The following is a 16,371-nucleotide window of genomic DNA, read 5'->3' on the forward strand; positions in this document are numbered from 1 at the left end:
GTCAGCGCTCCTGTTCCTGCCGGTCTGTTGCCTGTTGGGCTGTTGCCCGCTTGACGGTTCCTTGCCGGTCCGTCGTCTGCCGGTCCGTTGTGCCCCGGTCACTTCCGCGTCGGTCCGTCGCCTGTTGGGCCTCGGCCAGCAGCCGTTCGATCTCTTGCGGTCCGAGCCCGGACAACTCGGCGGCCAGGGACTCGATGTCGTCGTCGCCGCCGGACTCCGCGTCCGCAAGCGCCCCGGTTCCGGTCGCGGCGCCGACCGCCGCCGCCCCGGCCCGCGTACGGGAGTCGATCCGCTCCTGTACGAAACCGGCCAGCGCCCGTGGCGTCGGCGCCCCGAGTACGTCGGCGAGCGGCACCTCGGCCGAGAACTGCTCGCGGAGACTCGACAGCAGCCGCACGATCAGCAGCGAGTCGCCACCGAACTCGAAGATGTCACCGTCCAGGGGGATTTCGTCGCTGCCCAGCGCCCCGCGCACCAGCCGCAGGATCTGGTCGGTCAGCTCACCCGCCCCGTCGTCCCCCGTACCGTCACCGGTGTCCCCGGCCGCCGTGACGCCCGTCGTCGGCCGCGCGATCCGCTCGTCGCGCACCCACTGGTCGAGCCGGTGCCCGATGTCCCAGGTGGAGACCGCCACATGAGAGACGTCCCGCAGCGTCAGCAGCCGGCGGATGGCCTCCAGGCCCTCCTCGGGCTGGATCGCCTTGTCGTCCATGCTCCGGCCGATCGCGGAGATCGCCCGCTTCTCGTCCTGGTGGTGCTGCCAGACATCCCAGGCCGCGCTGATCCACACCGTACGGTCCAGGCCGCGGTTGGCGCGTTCGGCGGCGGCGTCCATGAAGTGGTTGGCGGCGCCGTATCCGAGGAGGCGCAGTCCGCCGAGCACTCCGGCCAGCGAGGAAAGCAGCAGGCAGAAGTCCACCGGGTTGTCGGCGAGGACCCGCTCCAGCGCGATCTGGCCGTGTGCCTTGGGCGCGAAGTGCCACTGGCACTGCTCGACACTGGCCGCGGTGATCGCCCGGTCCCACTGCTCGCTGGGCAGTCCGGCCGCGTGCACCACACCGTCCAGCGCGCCGAAATGCGCGGTGACCCGCTCCACCGCCGCTCGCAGCGCGTCCTCGTCGGCCACATCGGCGTGCACGAGGAACGGCTCGGCGCCGTCGGCCGCCAGGGCCCGCAGCCGGTTGATACGCAGCGACGTCCCGTCGTCCTCCTCGTGCTCGGCCAGCCACGCGTCCCAGCTCTCACGCGGCGGCAGCGGATCGCGGGTGAGCAGCGCCAGCCGGGCGCCGGGGCACTCGCGGCGCAGCCAGCGGGCGACGGTGGAGCCGATCTCGCCCAGTCCGCCGGTGATCAGGTAGACGCCCCCGTCGCGCAGGCGGGAGGCGGCCTTGGCGGTCCAGTCGGCGCGTACGGGTTCCATGTCGGAGATCCAGCGGGTGGCGCCGCGCAGCGTGGTGGCGATCTCGGGGCGGCGCACCCCGGCCAGTTCGGTGGCCTGGGTGCGCAGCGACCGGTCGTCCGGGGTCGCGGGGAGGTCGAAGTGCCGGGAGCCGATGTTGCCGTGTTCCTGGCCGATGACCCGGGCGGCGACGGCGAGGGAGACCAGTTCGGCGGCCGGCTCGGGCTCGGCCGGGCTGATGGCGTAGGCGCCCGCGCTGACGATGTCGAGGTACAGCGGTCGGGTGACACCGTGCTCGCTGACCGCCTTGACCAGTGCGATCAGGCTGTAGAGGCCGTTTCGCTGGGCCAGTTCGAAGCGTTCCTTTCCGCGCCCGTCGGGCAGCGGTTCGGTGGACCAGGCGTGCACCACGCGGTCCGGCAGCCGGTCCTCGGCGAGCAGGTCCCCGATGAGCCGGGTGTGGTCCTCCTCGGAGTCCGGCCGTAGCGTCCAGGTGTCGCCGTCGCGTCCGTAGGCGGTGCCCACGGTCACGGTGAGCACCTCGCCCGCGAAGGCGTGCCCGGCCAGCCGCGCGGCGGTTCCCCGCGCGTCCGCGAACAGCAGTACGGGATCGGCGACGGGCTCGGCGGTCGCGTCGAGTGTGCCGACGGCCTGGCGCCACACCGGGGCGGAGAACCACTCGTCCACGGGCAGCTTCTGTACGGCCGTGCCGCCGCCCGCGCCGGTGAGCGGTCCGCTGCCGGGCTCGACCCAGTAGCGGGTCCCCTCGAAGGGGTAGGTGGGAAGAGGCACTCGCGCCCGCCCCCGGTCCCGGTGGAAGCCCTGCCAGTCCACGCTCAGCCCGGCCGCCCACAGCCGGCCGAGCGCCGCGGTCACCGCGGTCAGGTCGGCGCCGGCGTCCCGTCCGCGGGCCGCCGAGGTGAGGACGGGTACACCGGTCTCACGATCGGGGTGCCTGCGGGTGAAGGTGGCCAGTGTCTGGCCGGGCCCCACTTCGAGGAAGACGTGGTCGCCGTCGGCGAGCACCGTGGCGAGGCTGTCGGCGAACCGTACGGTCTCGCGCAGATGCCCGCCCCAGTAGGCCGGGTCGGTCGCCTCTTCGTCGCGTATCCACGTACCGGTGCGGTTGGAGAGGAACGGGATCCGGGGGCGGCGCAGTTCGACGCCGCGCAGCACCTCGGTGAGCGGGCCGACGGCGGGGTCCATGGTCGCCGAGTGGAAGGCGTGGGAGGTGACGACCTTGCGGTGCGCCACGCCGTCGGCGCTCAGCCGGGTGGTCAGCTCGCGGACGTTTTCCTTGGTGCCGGCGACGGTGCACACGGCGGGCTCGTTCACGGCGGCGAGCGCGACCTCGCCGCCTTCGAGGTACGGGGTCAGCTCCTCGGGCGAGAGCATCACCGCGGCCATCACGCCGCCCGGCAACGCGTCGACGAGCCGGCCGCGCTCCGCGATCACCCGTAGCGCGTCGGGAAGTTGAAAGACTCCCGCCAGGGTGGCTGCGACGTACTCGCCGACGCTGTGCCCGATCAGCGCGGCGGGGCGGATGCCCCAGGCCATCCATTGCCGGGCCAGCGCGTACTCGACCGCGAACAGCGCGGGCTGGGTCAGCCGGGTGCGGTTCAGGTCGTGGCTCTCGCCCGTGTATCCGCGCGACCGGGGGTGCAGGACATCTCGCAGGTCCAGGCCGAGGTGCGGCCGCAGCAGGTCGGCGCATTCGTCCAGCACCGCGCGGAATACGGGGAGTTGGGCGTACCAGCTCTCCCCCATGCCGGGGTGCTGTGCGCCCTGGCCCGGGAAGAGCAGGACCATCGGGCGGTCGGCGGGCTGCCCGGAGTCCTGGTGGGTGAAGCGCGGGTCGGCGGTGCGCAGGGCGCGTACGGCCGTGGCCCGGTCGGGGGCGGTGATCACGGCACGGTAGTTGAAGGTACGGCGGCCGGTGGCGAGGGTGTACGCGGTGTCGTCCAGGGCGGTGTCGCCGAGGGCGGCGCCACCGGGCGCGGCCTGCAGCTCGGACCGCGACTGCGGCCCGGACTTCTCCAGGTGGTCGGCCAGTTGCCGGCGCGCGGTCTCCAGCGCGGCCGGGGACTTGGCGGAGACCGGCAGCAGCACCACCGGTGAGGCGGGCGCGCTTTCCCGGGCCTCGGGACCGGCGGCCGGGGCCTCCTCCAGGATGATGTGCGCGGTGGTGCCGCCCATGCCCGTGGAGGTGATCGCACAGCGCAGTGGGCCGCCGTCCGGGGACTGCCAGGGCTCGGTCCGCGTACCGACACGGAAGCGGGTGCCCTCGACGGCGCACTGCGGGTTCCACCCGGTGAAGTGCGGGGTGGGCACCAGGGTGCGGTGACGCAGCATCAGGACACACTTGATCAGCCCGGTGACACCGGCCGCCGTGCTCAGATGGCCGAGGTTCGCCTTGACCGACCCGATGGTCAGCGGCGGCGCGCCCGCCACCTGGTAGGACTGCGCCGCCGCGGCCAGCTCGATGGGGTCGCCCATCCTGGTGCCGGTGCCGTGCGCCTCCAGATAGCTGACGCTCGCGGGGTCCACATCGGCCACGGCGAGTGCCTCGGCCAGTACGTCGGCCTGGCCCGCGACGCCCGGCGCGGTGTAACCGACGCGGTCGGCGCCGTCGTTGCCGATCGCCGAGCCGCGCAGTACCGCCCAGACGGTGTCACCCTCGGCGACGGCGTCCTCCAGTCGCTTGAGCACGACGACGCCGACACCGTTGCCGAAGACCGTGCCGTCGGCTTCCGCGTCGAAGGGCCGTACGGTTCCGGACGCGGAGGTGATCCCGTCGCTCTCGTGGACGTAGCCGGCCTCCTGCGGGAAGCGCAGCGCCACCCCGCCGGCCAGTGCCGCGTCGCACTCCTGCGCCAGCAGGCTCTGCATCGCGAGGTGCACGGCGACCAGCGAGGTGGAGCAGGCGGTCTGCACCGAGAGGCTCGGCCCGGTGAGGTTGAGGTGGTAAGAGGCCCTGGTGGTCAGGTAGTTGGGGTCGTTGCCCATCAGCGCGGACAGGTCCTCGCGCATCCGGGGCAGCGAGCCGTTGAAACCGCGCTCCCCGGTCAGCACGTTGTGCAGCAGATAGGTGCTGCTCAGCGCGCCCGCGAAAACACCGATCCGGCCGGGGTACTGCTCGGAGTCATGGCCGCTGTGCTCCAGGGCCGACCAGGAGGACTGGAGGAAGAGGCGCAGCTGCGGGTCCATCCGCTCGGCCTCGCGAGCGCTGAGATAGAAGAACGACGCGTCGAAGAGATCGGCGTCCTCGACCACCGAGGCGCGCCGGACGTAGCGGGGGTTGGCGAGCGACTCCGGTGGCACGCCCGCGGCACGCAGCCGCTCCTCGTCCACATCGGTGACATGTTCGGTGCCCGCCAGCAGGTTGTGCCAGAACTCGGCCTGGTCGCGGGCGCCCGGCAGCCGGCAGTCCAGGCCGACGACCGCGATCCGGCCGTCGGGGGCGGCGTCGACGGGGGCCGCCGTGGCGTCCGTCTCGCCGTAGGGACGGTCAGTCACAAGTGCCTCCTGAGGTGCGGTTGTCCGGGAACGAGGGAGCGGTGCGGGTACGGGCCGCGGCGCGGCGGGCGCCGTGGGCACTGCGGCGGCGTGCTCCCCGGGCGCCACCCGCCGCGGAGTCCGGCCGGCCGCTCCCGATCAGCCGCGCCAGGCCCCGGACGGTCGGCGCGCGGTACAGGTCGGTCATCCGCAGCGCGGGCGCGAGGGTACGGGTGAGCCTCTCGTGTACGGCGGCCACCCGCAGCGAAGTGCCGCCCAGGTCGAAGAAGTTGTCGTCCAGGCCGACGGCGCCGACGTCCAGCACCTCGCGCCACGCCTCGGCCACCGCCCGCTCCAGTGGCCCCGCGCCGACGCTCCCCGCGTCGCCGTGCTGTGCGGTGGCCCGCGCCGGTTCCGCTACCGCCGACGGGTCGGGCAGCGCGGCCCGGTCGATCTTGTGATTGGGCGTCAGCGGCAATGCGTCCAGCAGCACGAAAGCGGTGGGTACGGCGTGGTCGGGCAGCACGGCCCGTAACGCCGCCCGTAGCGCGGGCGGTTCCGGTGGGCCCCCGTCGGCCGCCACCAGATACGCGGCCAACTGCCGCTCTCCCAGCCTGTCGTCGAACGGCATCACGACCGCCTCGCGCACCTGGGGCAGGTCCTTCAGCGCGCTCTCCACCTCCCCGGTCTCCACCCGGATCCCGGAGATCTTCACCTGGAAGTCGCGCCGCCCGATCAGCAGCAGCGTGCCGTCGTCCAGCCGCCGGGCGAGGTCGCCGGTGCGGTGGGTGCGGCCGTCCGGGACCGCGCCCGGTGCGAGATAGGGGCTCTCGACGACGATCTCGCCCTCGCCCGGCCCCGGCACCGGGCGGCCCTCGGCGTCCTCCAGCCGGACAGCCGTCTCCGCGACCGCGAACCCCAACGGGAAGACGCCGGTGGGCGGTTGGTAGTCCCGGTCGGCGACCCGCAGCAGGGCGCAGGAGCATTCGGTGGAGCCGTACGCGCCGGCGACGCGGCAGTGTGCCCCGAAAGCCCGCCGGGCGGCGTCGAGGTCGGCGAGGTGCAGGGTGTCCCCGCCGAGCGCCAGCATGCGCATCGCGGGCAGTTCGGTGCCGCGCGACTCCATGGCCCGTACCAGTGCCCGGAAGACGGGGAGCGTGGAGTGGTAGACCGTGACGCGTTCGGCGGCCATCCAGTCCAGCAGACCGCTGATCCCCAGGGACTTCAGGTCGACCGGATAGAGCGCGGCCCCGTTGAGCAGCGCGGCGAAGGTGTCCTGGACCGCGGAGTCCCAGCTGTACGCGGACTGGAGGGTGACCCGGTCCAGCGGGCCGATGCCCAGCCCGTCGGTCCAGGCCCGGGTGTGGTGGAGCACATTGCGGTGGATCTGTGTGACGGGTTTGGGCCGCCCGGTGCTGCCGGAGGTGTAGAGAACGTACGCCTCGCTGCCGGGATCCACCGGTAGGAGCGGCGCGCCGTCCCCGCCCACGCCGACCGCGTCGGCCGTGCGTACCAGGTCCTCGTACGCCAGCACCTGCCGCGCGCCGGCGATCCGCCGGGCGGCCGGCGCGTGGGCCGCGAGGGCGACCAGCGCCCGTATGCCCGCGTCGTCGGCCATGTGACCGAGCCGGGTTTCCGGGTAGGCGGCGTCCAGCGGTACGTAGGACATGCCTGCCCGCAGCACCCCGAGGAGCGCGGCGATCATCTCGGCGCCGTGCGAGAAGAGCAGGCCGATCCGGTCGCCGGGCCGCAGGCCCGCCGCTGTCAGCGCGGCGGCGACCCCGGCCGAGCGCCGCGCGGTCTCCCGGTAGGTCCAACGGACCTCGGGAGTGACCACGGCCTCGCGTCCGGGGTGGGCGGCGGCCTGCTCCAGGAAGCGGCGCACCAGTGTCCCCGCGCTGTGCGCGGTGGGGAACGGCCGGTGTCCCGTGGGTACTTCGGACACCGTAGGCACCACCGACCGGAAACCGACCGCCGTCGTGTCAGGGTCCGTCACGAGGTGGGGCTCCCCTCGGGCTGGCCGTAGGCGAAGAGGACGGCGGGGTGCGCGGGCCGCTCCCGCAGCTGCGCGTACGCCTGCGCCGCCCGCTCCAGCGGAAAGCGCGGCAGCCCCATCGCGGAAGGCCGGACGGCACCGGAGTCGATCAGGTCGAGGGCTCGCTGGAGGTTCTCGGTGACCGTGCTCTCACCGTCCGGCGCCGTGACGTCGCGTAGTCCGCGCGCGTACGAGGCGTCCCGGTATCCGGCGCCGCAGCGGGCCGCGTACCGGATGTCGAGGTTGCCCAGATCCACACTGAAGTCGATGTGCGCGGCGAACCGGCCCACGCCGACCAGTCGTGGCCTGCCCGGTGCCCGGCCCGCCCAGCGGGCCGCCGCTGCGATGGTGTCGCCCGCGTCCCCCGTACCGCACAGGAACACGCACCGTCCGCCGCGTGCGCCCACCGGCCGCTCCTCCTCGAAGGTCTCCTCCAGGAAGTTCGCGCCGTCGGCCGTGGCCAGCCCGAGTGCCGCCGCCGTACGCAGCCGTTCGGGGCGCACGTCCACCAGTGTGACCGGCACACCGTGGGCAGCGGCGGTCTGCGCGACCAGCTGCCCGACCATGCCCGCGCCGATGACGGCCACCTCGTCGGTGGGCTCCAGCGTCGCCCGGTCCACCGCGTGCACGGCCGTCGCCGCCAGGCCCGCCACCACCGCGTCCGCCAGGTCCAGGGCATCGGGGACACGGCGGCAGAGCCGGAAGGGGACGGTCACCGCGTCGCTGTGCACGGCCTCGCCCCAGCCCATGGCGATCACCCGGTCGCCGGGCGCGTATCCGGGAACGTGCGGGCCGACCGCGTCCACCACTCCGGCCGAGCAGTAGCCGAGGGGAAAACGTTCCCCGGTCCGCGCGCTGCGGTCCAGATAGTGCAGTTCGGTGCCGGGGCTGACCAGGCTCCACGCGGCACGCAGCCGCACCTCGCCGCGTCCCGGCGGCTCACGCCGTACTTCCTCCACGATCGGCTCGGCGGCGCCGTTCGCGACCAACTGCCGTACCGGTAAGCCCTTTTCGGACCCTTCCCCGGCCGGCCGCGATTCCGTGCGCGCCGCCGGAGCACTGTGCACCGCCGTCATTTGCCGCCCTCCTCTTCCGGAGCCGCGATCCACCGCTCGTCCGGTATGATCTCCAGCTCTTCCCGATAGCCCGGTATCGGTCCCAGCGGCACCGGACCGCCGGACCGCTCGTAGGACGCCCGCCGGTTGCGTTTGCGCTCGAGGCCGAGGTTGAGGCCGGTCAGGTCCACCGGCGTATGGCTGAGCAGTTTTCGGTCCACCCCCGCGGCGACCGCCTCCGCGCCGGCCCGGGTACGGATGAACACCCTGCCGCACTTGGTCTGTTCGGAGCCGGACACACTGGCGGCGAAGATGTTCGGATCGCCGTCGCTGACACTGACGTCGGCCAGCCCGGACATCCAGTCACCGCAGGACAGACAGCGGTGTGTCTTGTTTCCCGCGAAGTCCCGCACCGCGCGCCAGAACTCCACCCGGTGATCCGCGCCGTCGTCCGTGCGGATGGCGATCTCGCCGGGATAGTCGCCCTCGCGGTAACGCAGCCGCACCACGGAGTCCAGCGGGACCCGTGCCCGTTCGCGGATCACGGCGGCGGTGCCCTCGGGGCGCGTACTGGACGAGCAGGCGGGTTCGATCAGGAGCACCACATGGTCGCGCGCCCAGCGGCCCGCCTCGGTGTCCATCGCCTGGAGCTTGCGCATGGCCTGGATGTGGCAGGCCACGCCGGTCATGGCGACCAGGGCGTCCGGCTCGTCGAGCATGAGCTGCCGCAGTTCCCCCAGATAGGGGGCGAGTTGGTAGGTGGACTGGGCGGTTTCCGCGAGTTCGTCGGGGTGGCGCACCAGTACGGGGGCGGCCCGCCAGGGCTCCTCCTCGTCCCGCCCCATCGAGAGCACCGCCGTCACCCCCAACTCCCGCAGGGCGACCTGGAGCAGGGCGGTGAGGCTGCCGCCGCTCGCGGACGCCTCGTAGACCGCGGGGTCCAGCGCGTGCCCGGCGACCACCTCGGAGAAGACCCCGGTCCAGCGTTCCTGCGGGGTCCGGGTGCGGCCGAACAGCCGTTCCTCGGCGGCCGGGGTGCCCGGGTCGGATCCCGGGCACACGTCGAGGCAGTCGGTGCACTCCCCGCAGTCGGAGGCGGTCCAGGACTCGGCGGTGAGCACGGGCTGAAGCCCGTCGAATCCGATCACCCCGGCCGGGCAGGCCAGTTGGCAGGCTCCGCACACGGCGCACAGCCCTGGTGCCAGTACGTCCTTCTCCAGCTGGAGGAAGGTCATATTCGGCCACCCCCGTGCGCCGCGTCTCCCGCCGGCGCGGACTCGGCCCCTGCCACCGCCGCCGTGATCGCCTCCATCATCCAGCGGTAGTCGCTCTCCGCCAGCAGCGCGGGCGGCACGATCTTGACGGTGGCGCCCTCCGGGCCGCCACCGAACAGCAGCAGCCGCCCCCGTAGCGCGCCACCGGTCACCGCCTTCGCCAGTGCCGGGTCGAAGCTCCCCTCGCGTACGCAGTCGAAGGCGCCCAGCGCCCCGGCCGTACGGACGGAGCGCATCCACGGGTGGCGGGCGGCCAGCACCAGCAGATCGGTACGCAACCGCTCGCCCAGCGCCCGTGCGCGGCCCGCCAGGTCCTGCCGCACGACGATCTCCGCGACGGCCGCGGCCGCCGCGCAGGCGACGGGGTGGCCGGAGAACGTCGAGGTCTGCACGCTCGGCGGCAGCGCGTCGAGCACCGCGCGCTCCCCCACCACCGCGGCGACCGGGAAGCCGTTGCCCAGCGTCTTGCCGAGCAGTGTCAGGTCCGGCCTCTCGGTCATCAGCTCGGCGGTGAACAGCCGCCCGGCCCTGCCCAGTCCCGTGTAGATCTCGTCCAGCACCAGCAGCGCGCCCCTGGAATGCGCCTGCCGGGCGATCTCGTCCAGGATCACCGGCGGTACGGCCAGCACGCCCTCGGTCACCTGGACCGGTTCGACGACCACGGCGGCGGTGCCGCCGCGCAGATCGGCGGCGTCCAGCGCGGCGAACAGCCCGGCCGCGAAGTGTTCGGCCGCACCGGCCACGTCCTCGGCCCGGGGGTCGGGCAGTTCCGCGGTGACGACATGGTCCGGTCGCGGTCCGCCGTAGGTCTTGAACTCCGCCCGCCAGGTCAGCGCGAGCGCCCCCGCGGTCTTGCCGTGGTAGCCGTGGCGGAAGGCCAGCACGGCCTGGTGGCCGGTGGCGGCCCGCGCGATCTTCAGCGCGGACTCCACCGCCTCGGCACCGGTCGCGGTGGGCAGCACCGCCGGCTCCGCGTACGGGGACAGTGCGCCGATCCGCTCGATCATGCGCCTGCGGGCATCCGAACCCAGCTTGCAGCCGGTGTGGGTGAGGCGGTTCAACTGGGCCACCGCCGCGGCCGTGACGTCCGGGTGCTGATGGCCCAGGGTCGCCGCCCCGCTGCCGGCCGTACCGTCGAACCAGGCGGTGCCGTCCTCGGTGTACAGCCAGGGGCCACTGCCGGTGCTGAACTCCGGCCCGAGGGTGCTGCCGGTGGACCGTGCCTCCACCGCGCCGCGTCGTCCGCTCTCCTTGCTCCGCGCATCGCTTCGTACATCGCCCACCGCGCCGCTCACTCCCTCGGTCATCGCTTCGGTCATCGCCGGCTGTCCTCCGCGATCCGGGCGCCGATGGCGCGTTGTACGTCGGCGAAGTCGGGGAACGACGTGCGGTGGCAGGCTCCGCCGAGCACCGTCGTGCGTCCGGGAAGACGCGTCCCGAGTGTCGCGGCGGCCATGGCGATGCGGTGGTCCTCGAAGCCCGGTACGGTCCCGGCGCGCAGCGCCGCGCCTCCGGACACCGTCAGCCCGTCCGCCGCGACCTCCACCCGGGCGCCGAAGGCGCCGACCATGCGCGCCGTCGTCGTCAACCGGTCCGTCTCCTTGAAGCGCAGCTCCTCGGCGCAGCCGATCCACGACGTGCCCGGCAGGAGAGCGGCGACCACAGCGAGCAGCGGTACCTCGTCGATCAGCGAGTGCAGGACGGCGGGGTCGTCGACCCGTACCGGATCCAGGCCGTCCAGCCCGCCCCTGGCCACCACCGTCCCGATCGGCTCGCCGCCGCTGGTGGACCGCTCGTCCTCGTAACCGACATCCGCGCCGGCCCGACGCAGCACCTCGAAGAATCCCAGCCGGGTCGGGTTGAGGCAGACACCCGGCACCCGTAACGCCCCGCCGTCGCCCCACATCAGATGGGCCGCGACGGGATAGGCGGCGAGTGAGGGGTCGGCGGGGACGTCGATGAGGGGCGGGACCCGGTACGGCCCGCCGTTCCAGACGATCCGGTGTTCGGTGTGGCTCAGCCCCGCACCGAACGCGGCGAGCATCCGTTCGGTGTGGTCGCGCGAGCGGACGGGATGGGCCACGGTCGCCGGCAGCCCCGCCGCGGCCACGGCGAGCAGCACCGCGGACCGTGCCTGTGCGCTGCCCACCGACAGCCGCACCGCTCCGGGTCTGCACACCGGTTTCCTCACCAGTACCGGTAAGCGTCCCGGGTCGCCCAAGTAGTCTATTTCGGCCCCGAGTTCGGCCAGTGGGTCGACGATCCACTCCATCGGCCGGTGTCGCAGCACCTCGTCCCCGTCCACCACGGCCCGGGTTCCGGTCCCGGCCAGCACCCCGATCAGCAGCCGCGCCGCGGCGCTGGAGCCGCCGGTCTCGAGATACGGCGCGTTGTGGGGCCAGGTGTCGATGTCAGGATGTTCACGGACCGGCTGCGGCACCGGCCGGGCACCGCGCCGCACGGTGAGTGTGTCGCACTCGACGTCCACCCGTAACCCCAGGGCGCGCATGGCGGGGAGTAACGCCCGTACCGCGCCGCCCACGTTGGCGTTGCGCACCGTGAGGACGGCGGGGGCGCCGGGCAGCAGGGCGGCCAGCAGTGCCCGATGACTCACCGACTTGTCGCCGGGTACGGCGACGGTCAGTGGCCCGTGGTCGCGTAACTCCCGGCCACCGTCCACCACGAGATGTGGTGCCTTCGTGGCCGGCCTGTCGAATTCCCGGACGGCCTCGTCGCCGGTTCCGTGGCCGACTTCTTGAACGTCCTTCCGGGCCTCAAGCACACCGTGCTCCCATCCCTGGATCCCCCGAGATCTGTGAGCGAACGCGGTCCCGGCATTGGGCCGGCCGCATCGTTCCCCGCTACGTCTTGCGTAAAGGCGGGCGTGAACAACACACCGAAACCGCCACCGGGAAAGAAGGAGGAGGAAATCCCCGGTCAGAGGTTTTCCTGACGCGTGCGACCAAGATGAAAACGGGTAACAACGCGTCCTTCCCCAGTAGTTCGGCGAATCCGAGGGGGCCTCCCCCGGCGCGCTCGACTCAACCACTCCCGTGGAGCGGATGTCAACGGACGGTGGACGCCTCACGACAGTCGGTAGCACCTGGCAGTCACCGAAAGAACCACCCGTTCCCCTGGGCAAGTAACCACAATCACCCCAGATCGCAAAAGATTCCAAGGCGCTCCGACCATGCGCGGGTCGTGCGCCGAGGCCAGGCCGTAGCCGCTGGCAGGGATCCGGCGACGCGCTCCCGAACAACGGGGGTTACCGCGAGTTTCCCCCGTGTTCGCGCGGACTCGGCCTTCTCCGTGACGCCATCGCCCGGGGGCCGGGTCGGTGTTCGGTCCTGATTCATGACACCGCCCGGCCGCCGTCCATCCGCCATTCACCGAAGCGTCGATGGTAAAGAATGGGGAAAGAGCCTTTCGCGCGCCCCAGTTGCTCGGCAATTCGTGACATGCGTGGGAATTTCCGTACCGAGCCCCGTACCGGACCCTGGTGCGCCGGAAAAATACTTGGTTTCCTGTGGGCGTTTCGGCAACGGGGCGAGGTGGCGCCCGCCGCGATGGCGGCTTAAGTCGCTGCGGCGTTCCGGGCCCGGCGAAGTCCGGCCGGACAGGGCCCGGCCGGATCCCGCGGGGCGGCGTGCTCAGCAGGTCAGCTGGTCAGCTGGTCAGCAGGAAGGTCGCATCCTCTTTGTCCGTGGTGGAGGAGCCGGTGGAGACCGGGTCGATCCGCAGCAAATAGTCGCTGTGCCGCAGACAGCGGGTCGGGTAGTTGTACGAGCGGTAGGAGACCGCCGCCGAATCGGCCAGCCCGGCCTCCGGGACGAAGGTGGCGTCGGCGGCGAACTGTGCGGTGCCGGTGTTCTGCGCCAGACCCACCGCGAAATCACTGTGCCGCAGGTACTGGCCGGGGTAGTTCACCGACTCGAAGGAGACACCGCTGCCGGCCAGACCGGTGACGATCTTCCACTGCATGTCCGGGTACGGGTCGAAGGGGACGCTGTCGATGCGGGCCACGTAGTCACTGTGCCGGACGAAGCGGCCGGGGTAGTTGTAGGACTTCAGCCGGCTCCATGTCGGCACGCCCCAGCGGGCCTTGAGGGCATTGAGCTCCGTGGTGGTGATCGCAGTGATCCCGGCGTGCTTGGAGTTCAGCGGCTGGGTGTAGGAACGCTGGTCCACCGGGGTCCAGTTGCCGCCTGCGAGGTCGTTCGTCCGCCAGGCGTAGAAGACGCCGTTGGGGGTGTAGGTGTCACCCCAGAGGTACCAGGTCTCCGAGGTGAGCGACTTGACCAGGATGGGAGCCTCGGTGCCGCCGTGGGCGATGGGCCCGGTGTAGGTGCCGGAGTCGAAGGCGCCCGGGGCCAGGGAGGCGGATCTGGCTCCGTACAGTTCGTTTCCGCGCTTGTAGTAGAGGTAGTTCATGCCGCCGACGCCGGTCACCACGTCGGCGTCGATGATCCCGAAGCCCGGGTCGAAGTACGTCTGCGGTTCGCCGACCGTGAGGAAGTCGGTCGTGTAATTGACCATGATCACATCGCGAGTGCCGTTGTGGGCCGAGTAGATGATGGCGTACTGGCCGCGGCCCGCGTCCCAGAACGCCTCGGGCGCCCAGGCGTGTGTGGCGGCGTACGAGTGCAGCTTGATCCGCCGGTAGTTGGTGAAGGATCGCAGGTCGGTGGAGTTCCACAGGTGGATGTACTGGTTGGTCTCGCCCCAGTTCTGGCCGTTGAGGTCGGTGGCGAGGATGACGAAGGTCCCGTCCTGCTTGCGCTGGATGAACGGGTCGCGAAGGCCCTTGGTGCCGGCGGTGGGTGTGGCGACGGGAGCGTTCTGGTTCAGCGCGCTCCACTGGAGGCCGTCCGTGCTCACGGCCAGATGCAGGGCGTAGCTGTTGCCCAGGCCCTGAGGGGACTCGGCGAAGTACGCCATGGCGTATCCGCCATACGCGGCGGCGGCCCTGGACGACGCGGCCGCGGCGGCGCCGGAGGCGGAGGGCAGGGCGGCGCCGAGCACGGCGCCACCGGCTGCGGTGAGGATCTGTCTGCGGCGGGGATGCGACATGGGGATGTCCTCTCGGCTCGCATGGCCGTGACGCGCACCGGTGCGTCGGCGCGTCCCGTCACCGACAACTCCCGTTCGAAATCCCGGCCATGGTTCGTCACTTCGAGCACACCGTAGGTATGCGGCATGTCCCCGTCAATCGCCCGGGTCGGTCCGGCCGTTTCGGCCGGCGAAGGGAGGGGTAGCAGGTGTACCGACGTGCGACGAGGGCCTGTTGGCCACCTGGGTCGGCCACTCGCCCGAGAATCCCGGCTTCTTCCAGACCGAGGACGGCGGACAGACCATGAACGAGCAGGCCCCACGTGTGGAGTTGACCCCCGCGGCCGCCGATCTGATCCGGCGGCTGCGGGCGGACCACGGGCCGTTGATGTTCCACCAGTCGGGCGGATGCTGCGACGGCAGCGCTCCCATGTGTTATCCGCACGGCGAGTTCCGTACGGGCGACTCCGACGTGCTGCTGGAGTCCCTGGGGGTCGAGGGGGTCGCCGAGGCGGTGCCGTTCTGGATGTCGGTGAGCCAGTACGAGGTGTGGAGCCACACCCGGCTCATCGTCGATGTGGTGGCGGGGCGCGGCAGCGGCTTCTCGCTGGAGGCCCCCGAAGGGGTGCGCTTCCTGATCCGTTCACGGCTGGTCGGGACGTAGCGTGGCAGGGCACCGACCCGGCTCATGGGTTCAGGCTGCTGACCACCCCGGCCGTGGTGGAGATGCCGTTCGCGATGGTCGGGGCCATGCTCGTGCTCGCGAGAAGGAAGCCGAGCAGTACGCAGACCGCCGCGTGCGAGAACTTCAGTCCGCCCGTGCGCAGAAAGATCACTGCGAGGACCACGAGAAGCAGCACCACTGAGATCGAAATGGCCATGGCCAACCTCCTCCGCCGCCGCACCGGAATCGCGGCATTCGGCCGCCAGTGTGGCGGAGGAGGAGGCCCGTACGGCTGACTGGCACGTCCGCCGTACGGGTGGTTGTCGTCGGACGACGCTTCAGGCGTGCCGCTCGCGCAGGAACTGTTCGAGGCCCGCGAGGTCGTCCGTGTTGACGTGGTCGACACCGGCGTCGAGCAGTTCTGCCCAGACCGCCTCCCGCGCGGGGCCCGCCAGATCGGGGGTTCCCCAGAAACGCACGCGCTGCCCGCGTCCGTGCGCGGTGTCGGTGATGCGGCGCAACTCGGCACGTTCGTCGGCCGGGAACTCGCCCACGCCCAGCCAGCCGAAGGCCTCCGTCCAGTTGGCGCTGATGAGCGGGACGAAGGACGCCGGGGCCGTGGTCCCCAGGTCGTCGAGCCGCCCGTCGTAGAAGGCGTACCGCAGCCGCTGCGCCTCCATCGGGACCCGGGCCGCGCGGTCTCCGGAGATGACAGGGGTGACGGCGCCGAGACGTACGGAGCCGTCCACGCAGCTGCTCAGCATCGAGCGGTGGACGGCCAGTTGGCGGTGGAGTTCGGCGTAGGCGGCGGCGCCGTCCGTCTTGATGTCGATGAGCAGCTGTACGGGCCGGCGGTAACCGGGGTGTACGAAGCCGTGGTTGGCCCGTACGAGGGAGCGCAGCGGGTCGAGGTAGAGGCCGCGGAGCGTGCGGGCCGGGTCGAGGTCGGCGGCCTCGTGCGCGACCAGCAAGTCGCCGTCCACCAGGAAGACATCGGCCTCCACGCTGGTGAATCCGTGGGACAGGGCGTCGAGGAGGGGGCGGGGGTGCAGGTAGTCGTTGTGGGCGTGGGCCTGGCGCAGCGGGCGGGCGCCGCGGCTGTGCGGCGTCCGCGACACGGCCTGGGCGTACGCGGGCGCCGCGACGGCTCCGGCGAGCGCGGCGGCGAGTGTGCTGACGGCTCGGCGGCGGGTGGTGAGGGCCATGATGCCTCCGGGGGACAGAGTGGGGCGCGGTGGGGCGCGGTCCACGTGAGTATCCGCCGTGTACCGGTACAACCGGGACTGTCCCGCACAGAGTTCGCCGACGCGCCATCCGCGATTCAGACAGTCCCGGCACCGGCACTCAAGCCGTGTTCACGGGAGCCCCGGCCGCCCGTGACGACCGGCCCGCCCGCCGCG

The 16,371-nt window shown here is 72.1% G+C and carries 10 protein-coding genes; 1 reads left to right on the forward strand and 9 read right to left on the reverse strand.

Annotated features, from left to right (window positions below):
• Nucleotide 1: 1 nt before the first annotated feature.
• From ACIOJD_RS24040 to ACIOJD_RS24070, 7 genes are all read right to left on the reverse strand, one after another.
• Entirely contained in the window at nt 2-4,915 is a 4,914-nt protein-coding gene (locus ACIOJD_RS24040; protein WP_401917233.1) for an SDR family oxidoreductase, read from the reverse strand.
• A complete protein-coding gene (locus ACIOJD_RS24045; RefSeq protein ID WP_401917236.1) occupies nt 4,908-6,890 on the reverse strand; it encodes a non-ribosomal peptide synthetase in 1,983 nt (660 codons plus the stop codon). Before ACIOJD_RS24045 ends, ACIOJD_RS24040 begins: the two co-directional genes overlap by 8 nt.
• Nucleotides 6,887-8,005 (reverse strand): zinc-binding alcohol dehydrogenase, encoded by a 1,119-nt coding sequence (locus ACIOJD_RS24050; protein ID WP_401917239.1) that lies wholly within the window; start codon nt 8,003-8,005, stop codon nt 6,887-6,889. Before ACIOJD_RS24050 ends, ACIOJD_RS24045 begins: the two co-directional genes overlap by 4 nt.
• Nucleotides 8,002-9,219, reverse strand: coding sequence for a Coenzyme F420 hydrogenase/dehydrogenase, beta subunit C-terminal domain (locus ACIOJD_RS24055; RefSeq protein WP_401917242.1), 1,218 nt, complete (start codon nt 9,217-9,219; stop codon nt 8,002-8,004). The genes ACIOJD_RS24050 and ACIOJD_RS24055 overlap by 4 nt, the downstream gene beginning before the upstream one ends.
• Complete coding sequence (locus ACIOJD_RS24060) at nt 9,216-10,577, reverse strand: aminotransferase class III-fold pyridoxal phosphate-dependent enzyme (protein WP_401917245.1); 1,362 nt, start codon at nt 10,575-10,577, stop codon at nt 9,216-9,218. The genes ACIOJD_RS24055 and ACIOJD_RS24060 overlap by 4 nt, the downstream gene beginning before the upstream one ends.
• Nucleotides 10,574-12,040, reverse strand: coding sequence for a 3-phosphoshikimate 1-carboxyvinyltransferase (locus tag ACIOJD_RS24065; protein WP_401917248.1), 1,467 nt, complete (start codon nt 12,038-12,040; stop codon nt 10,574-10,576). The genes ACIOJD_RS24060 and ACIOJD_RS24065 overlap by 4 nt, the downstream gene beginning before the upstream one ends.
• Before the next feature lie 884 nt (nt 12,041-12,924).
• Nucleotides 12,925-14,328, reverse strand: a complete 1,404-nt coding sequence (locus tag ACIOJD_RS24070) for an AbfB domain-containing protein (protein ID WP_401917251.1) — start codon at nt 14,326-14,328, stop codon at nt 12,925-12,927.
• A gap of 283 nt (nt 14,329-14,611) precedes the next feature.
• Here ACIOJD_RS24070 and ACIOJD_RS24075 point away from each other — a divergent pair, with 283 nt between their 5' ends.
• Entirely contained in the window at nt 14,612-14,971 is a 360-nt protein-coding gene (locus tag ACIOJD_RS24075) for a DUF779 domain-containing protein (RefSeq protein WP_401918029.1), read from the forward strand.
• A 22-nt stretch (nt 14,972-14,993) separates the two neighbouring features.
• Here ACIOJD_RS24075 and ACIOJD_RS24080 read toward each other — a convergent pair whose 3' ends face one another.
• Nucleotides 14,994-15,188 carry a hypothetical protein gene (locus ACIOJD_RS24080; protein ID WP_401880296.1) on the reverse strand — a complete coding sequence of 65 codons (195 nt, stop codon included), beginning with the start codon at nt 15,186-15,188 and terminating at the stop codon, nt 14,994-14,996.
• A 121-nt stretch (nt 15,189-15,309) separates the two neighbouring features.
• On the reverse strand, nt 15,310-16,176 hold the full coding sequence (locus ACIOJD_RS24085) for a phosphatidylinositol-specific phospholipase C/glycerophosphodiester phosphodiesterase family protein (RefSeq protein WP_401917254.1): 867 nt from the start codon (nt 16,174-16,176) through the stop codon (nt 15,310-15,312).
• Nucleotides 16,177-16,371 lie beyond the last annotated feature (195 nt).

Source organism: Streptomyces sp. NPDC088116 (assembly GCF_044741745.1).
GTDB lineage: Bacteria > Actinomycetota > Actinomycetes > Streptomycetales > Streptomycetaceae > Streptomyces.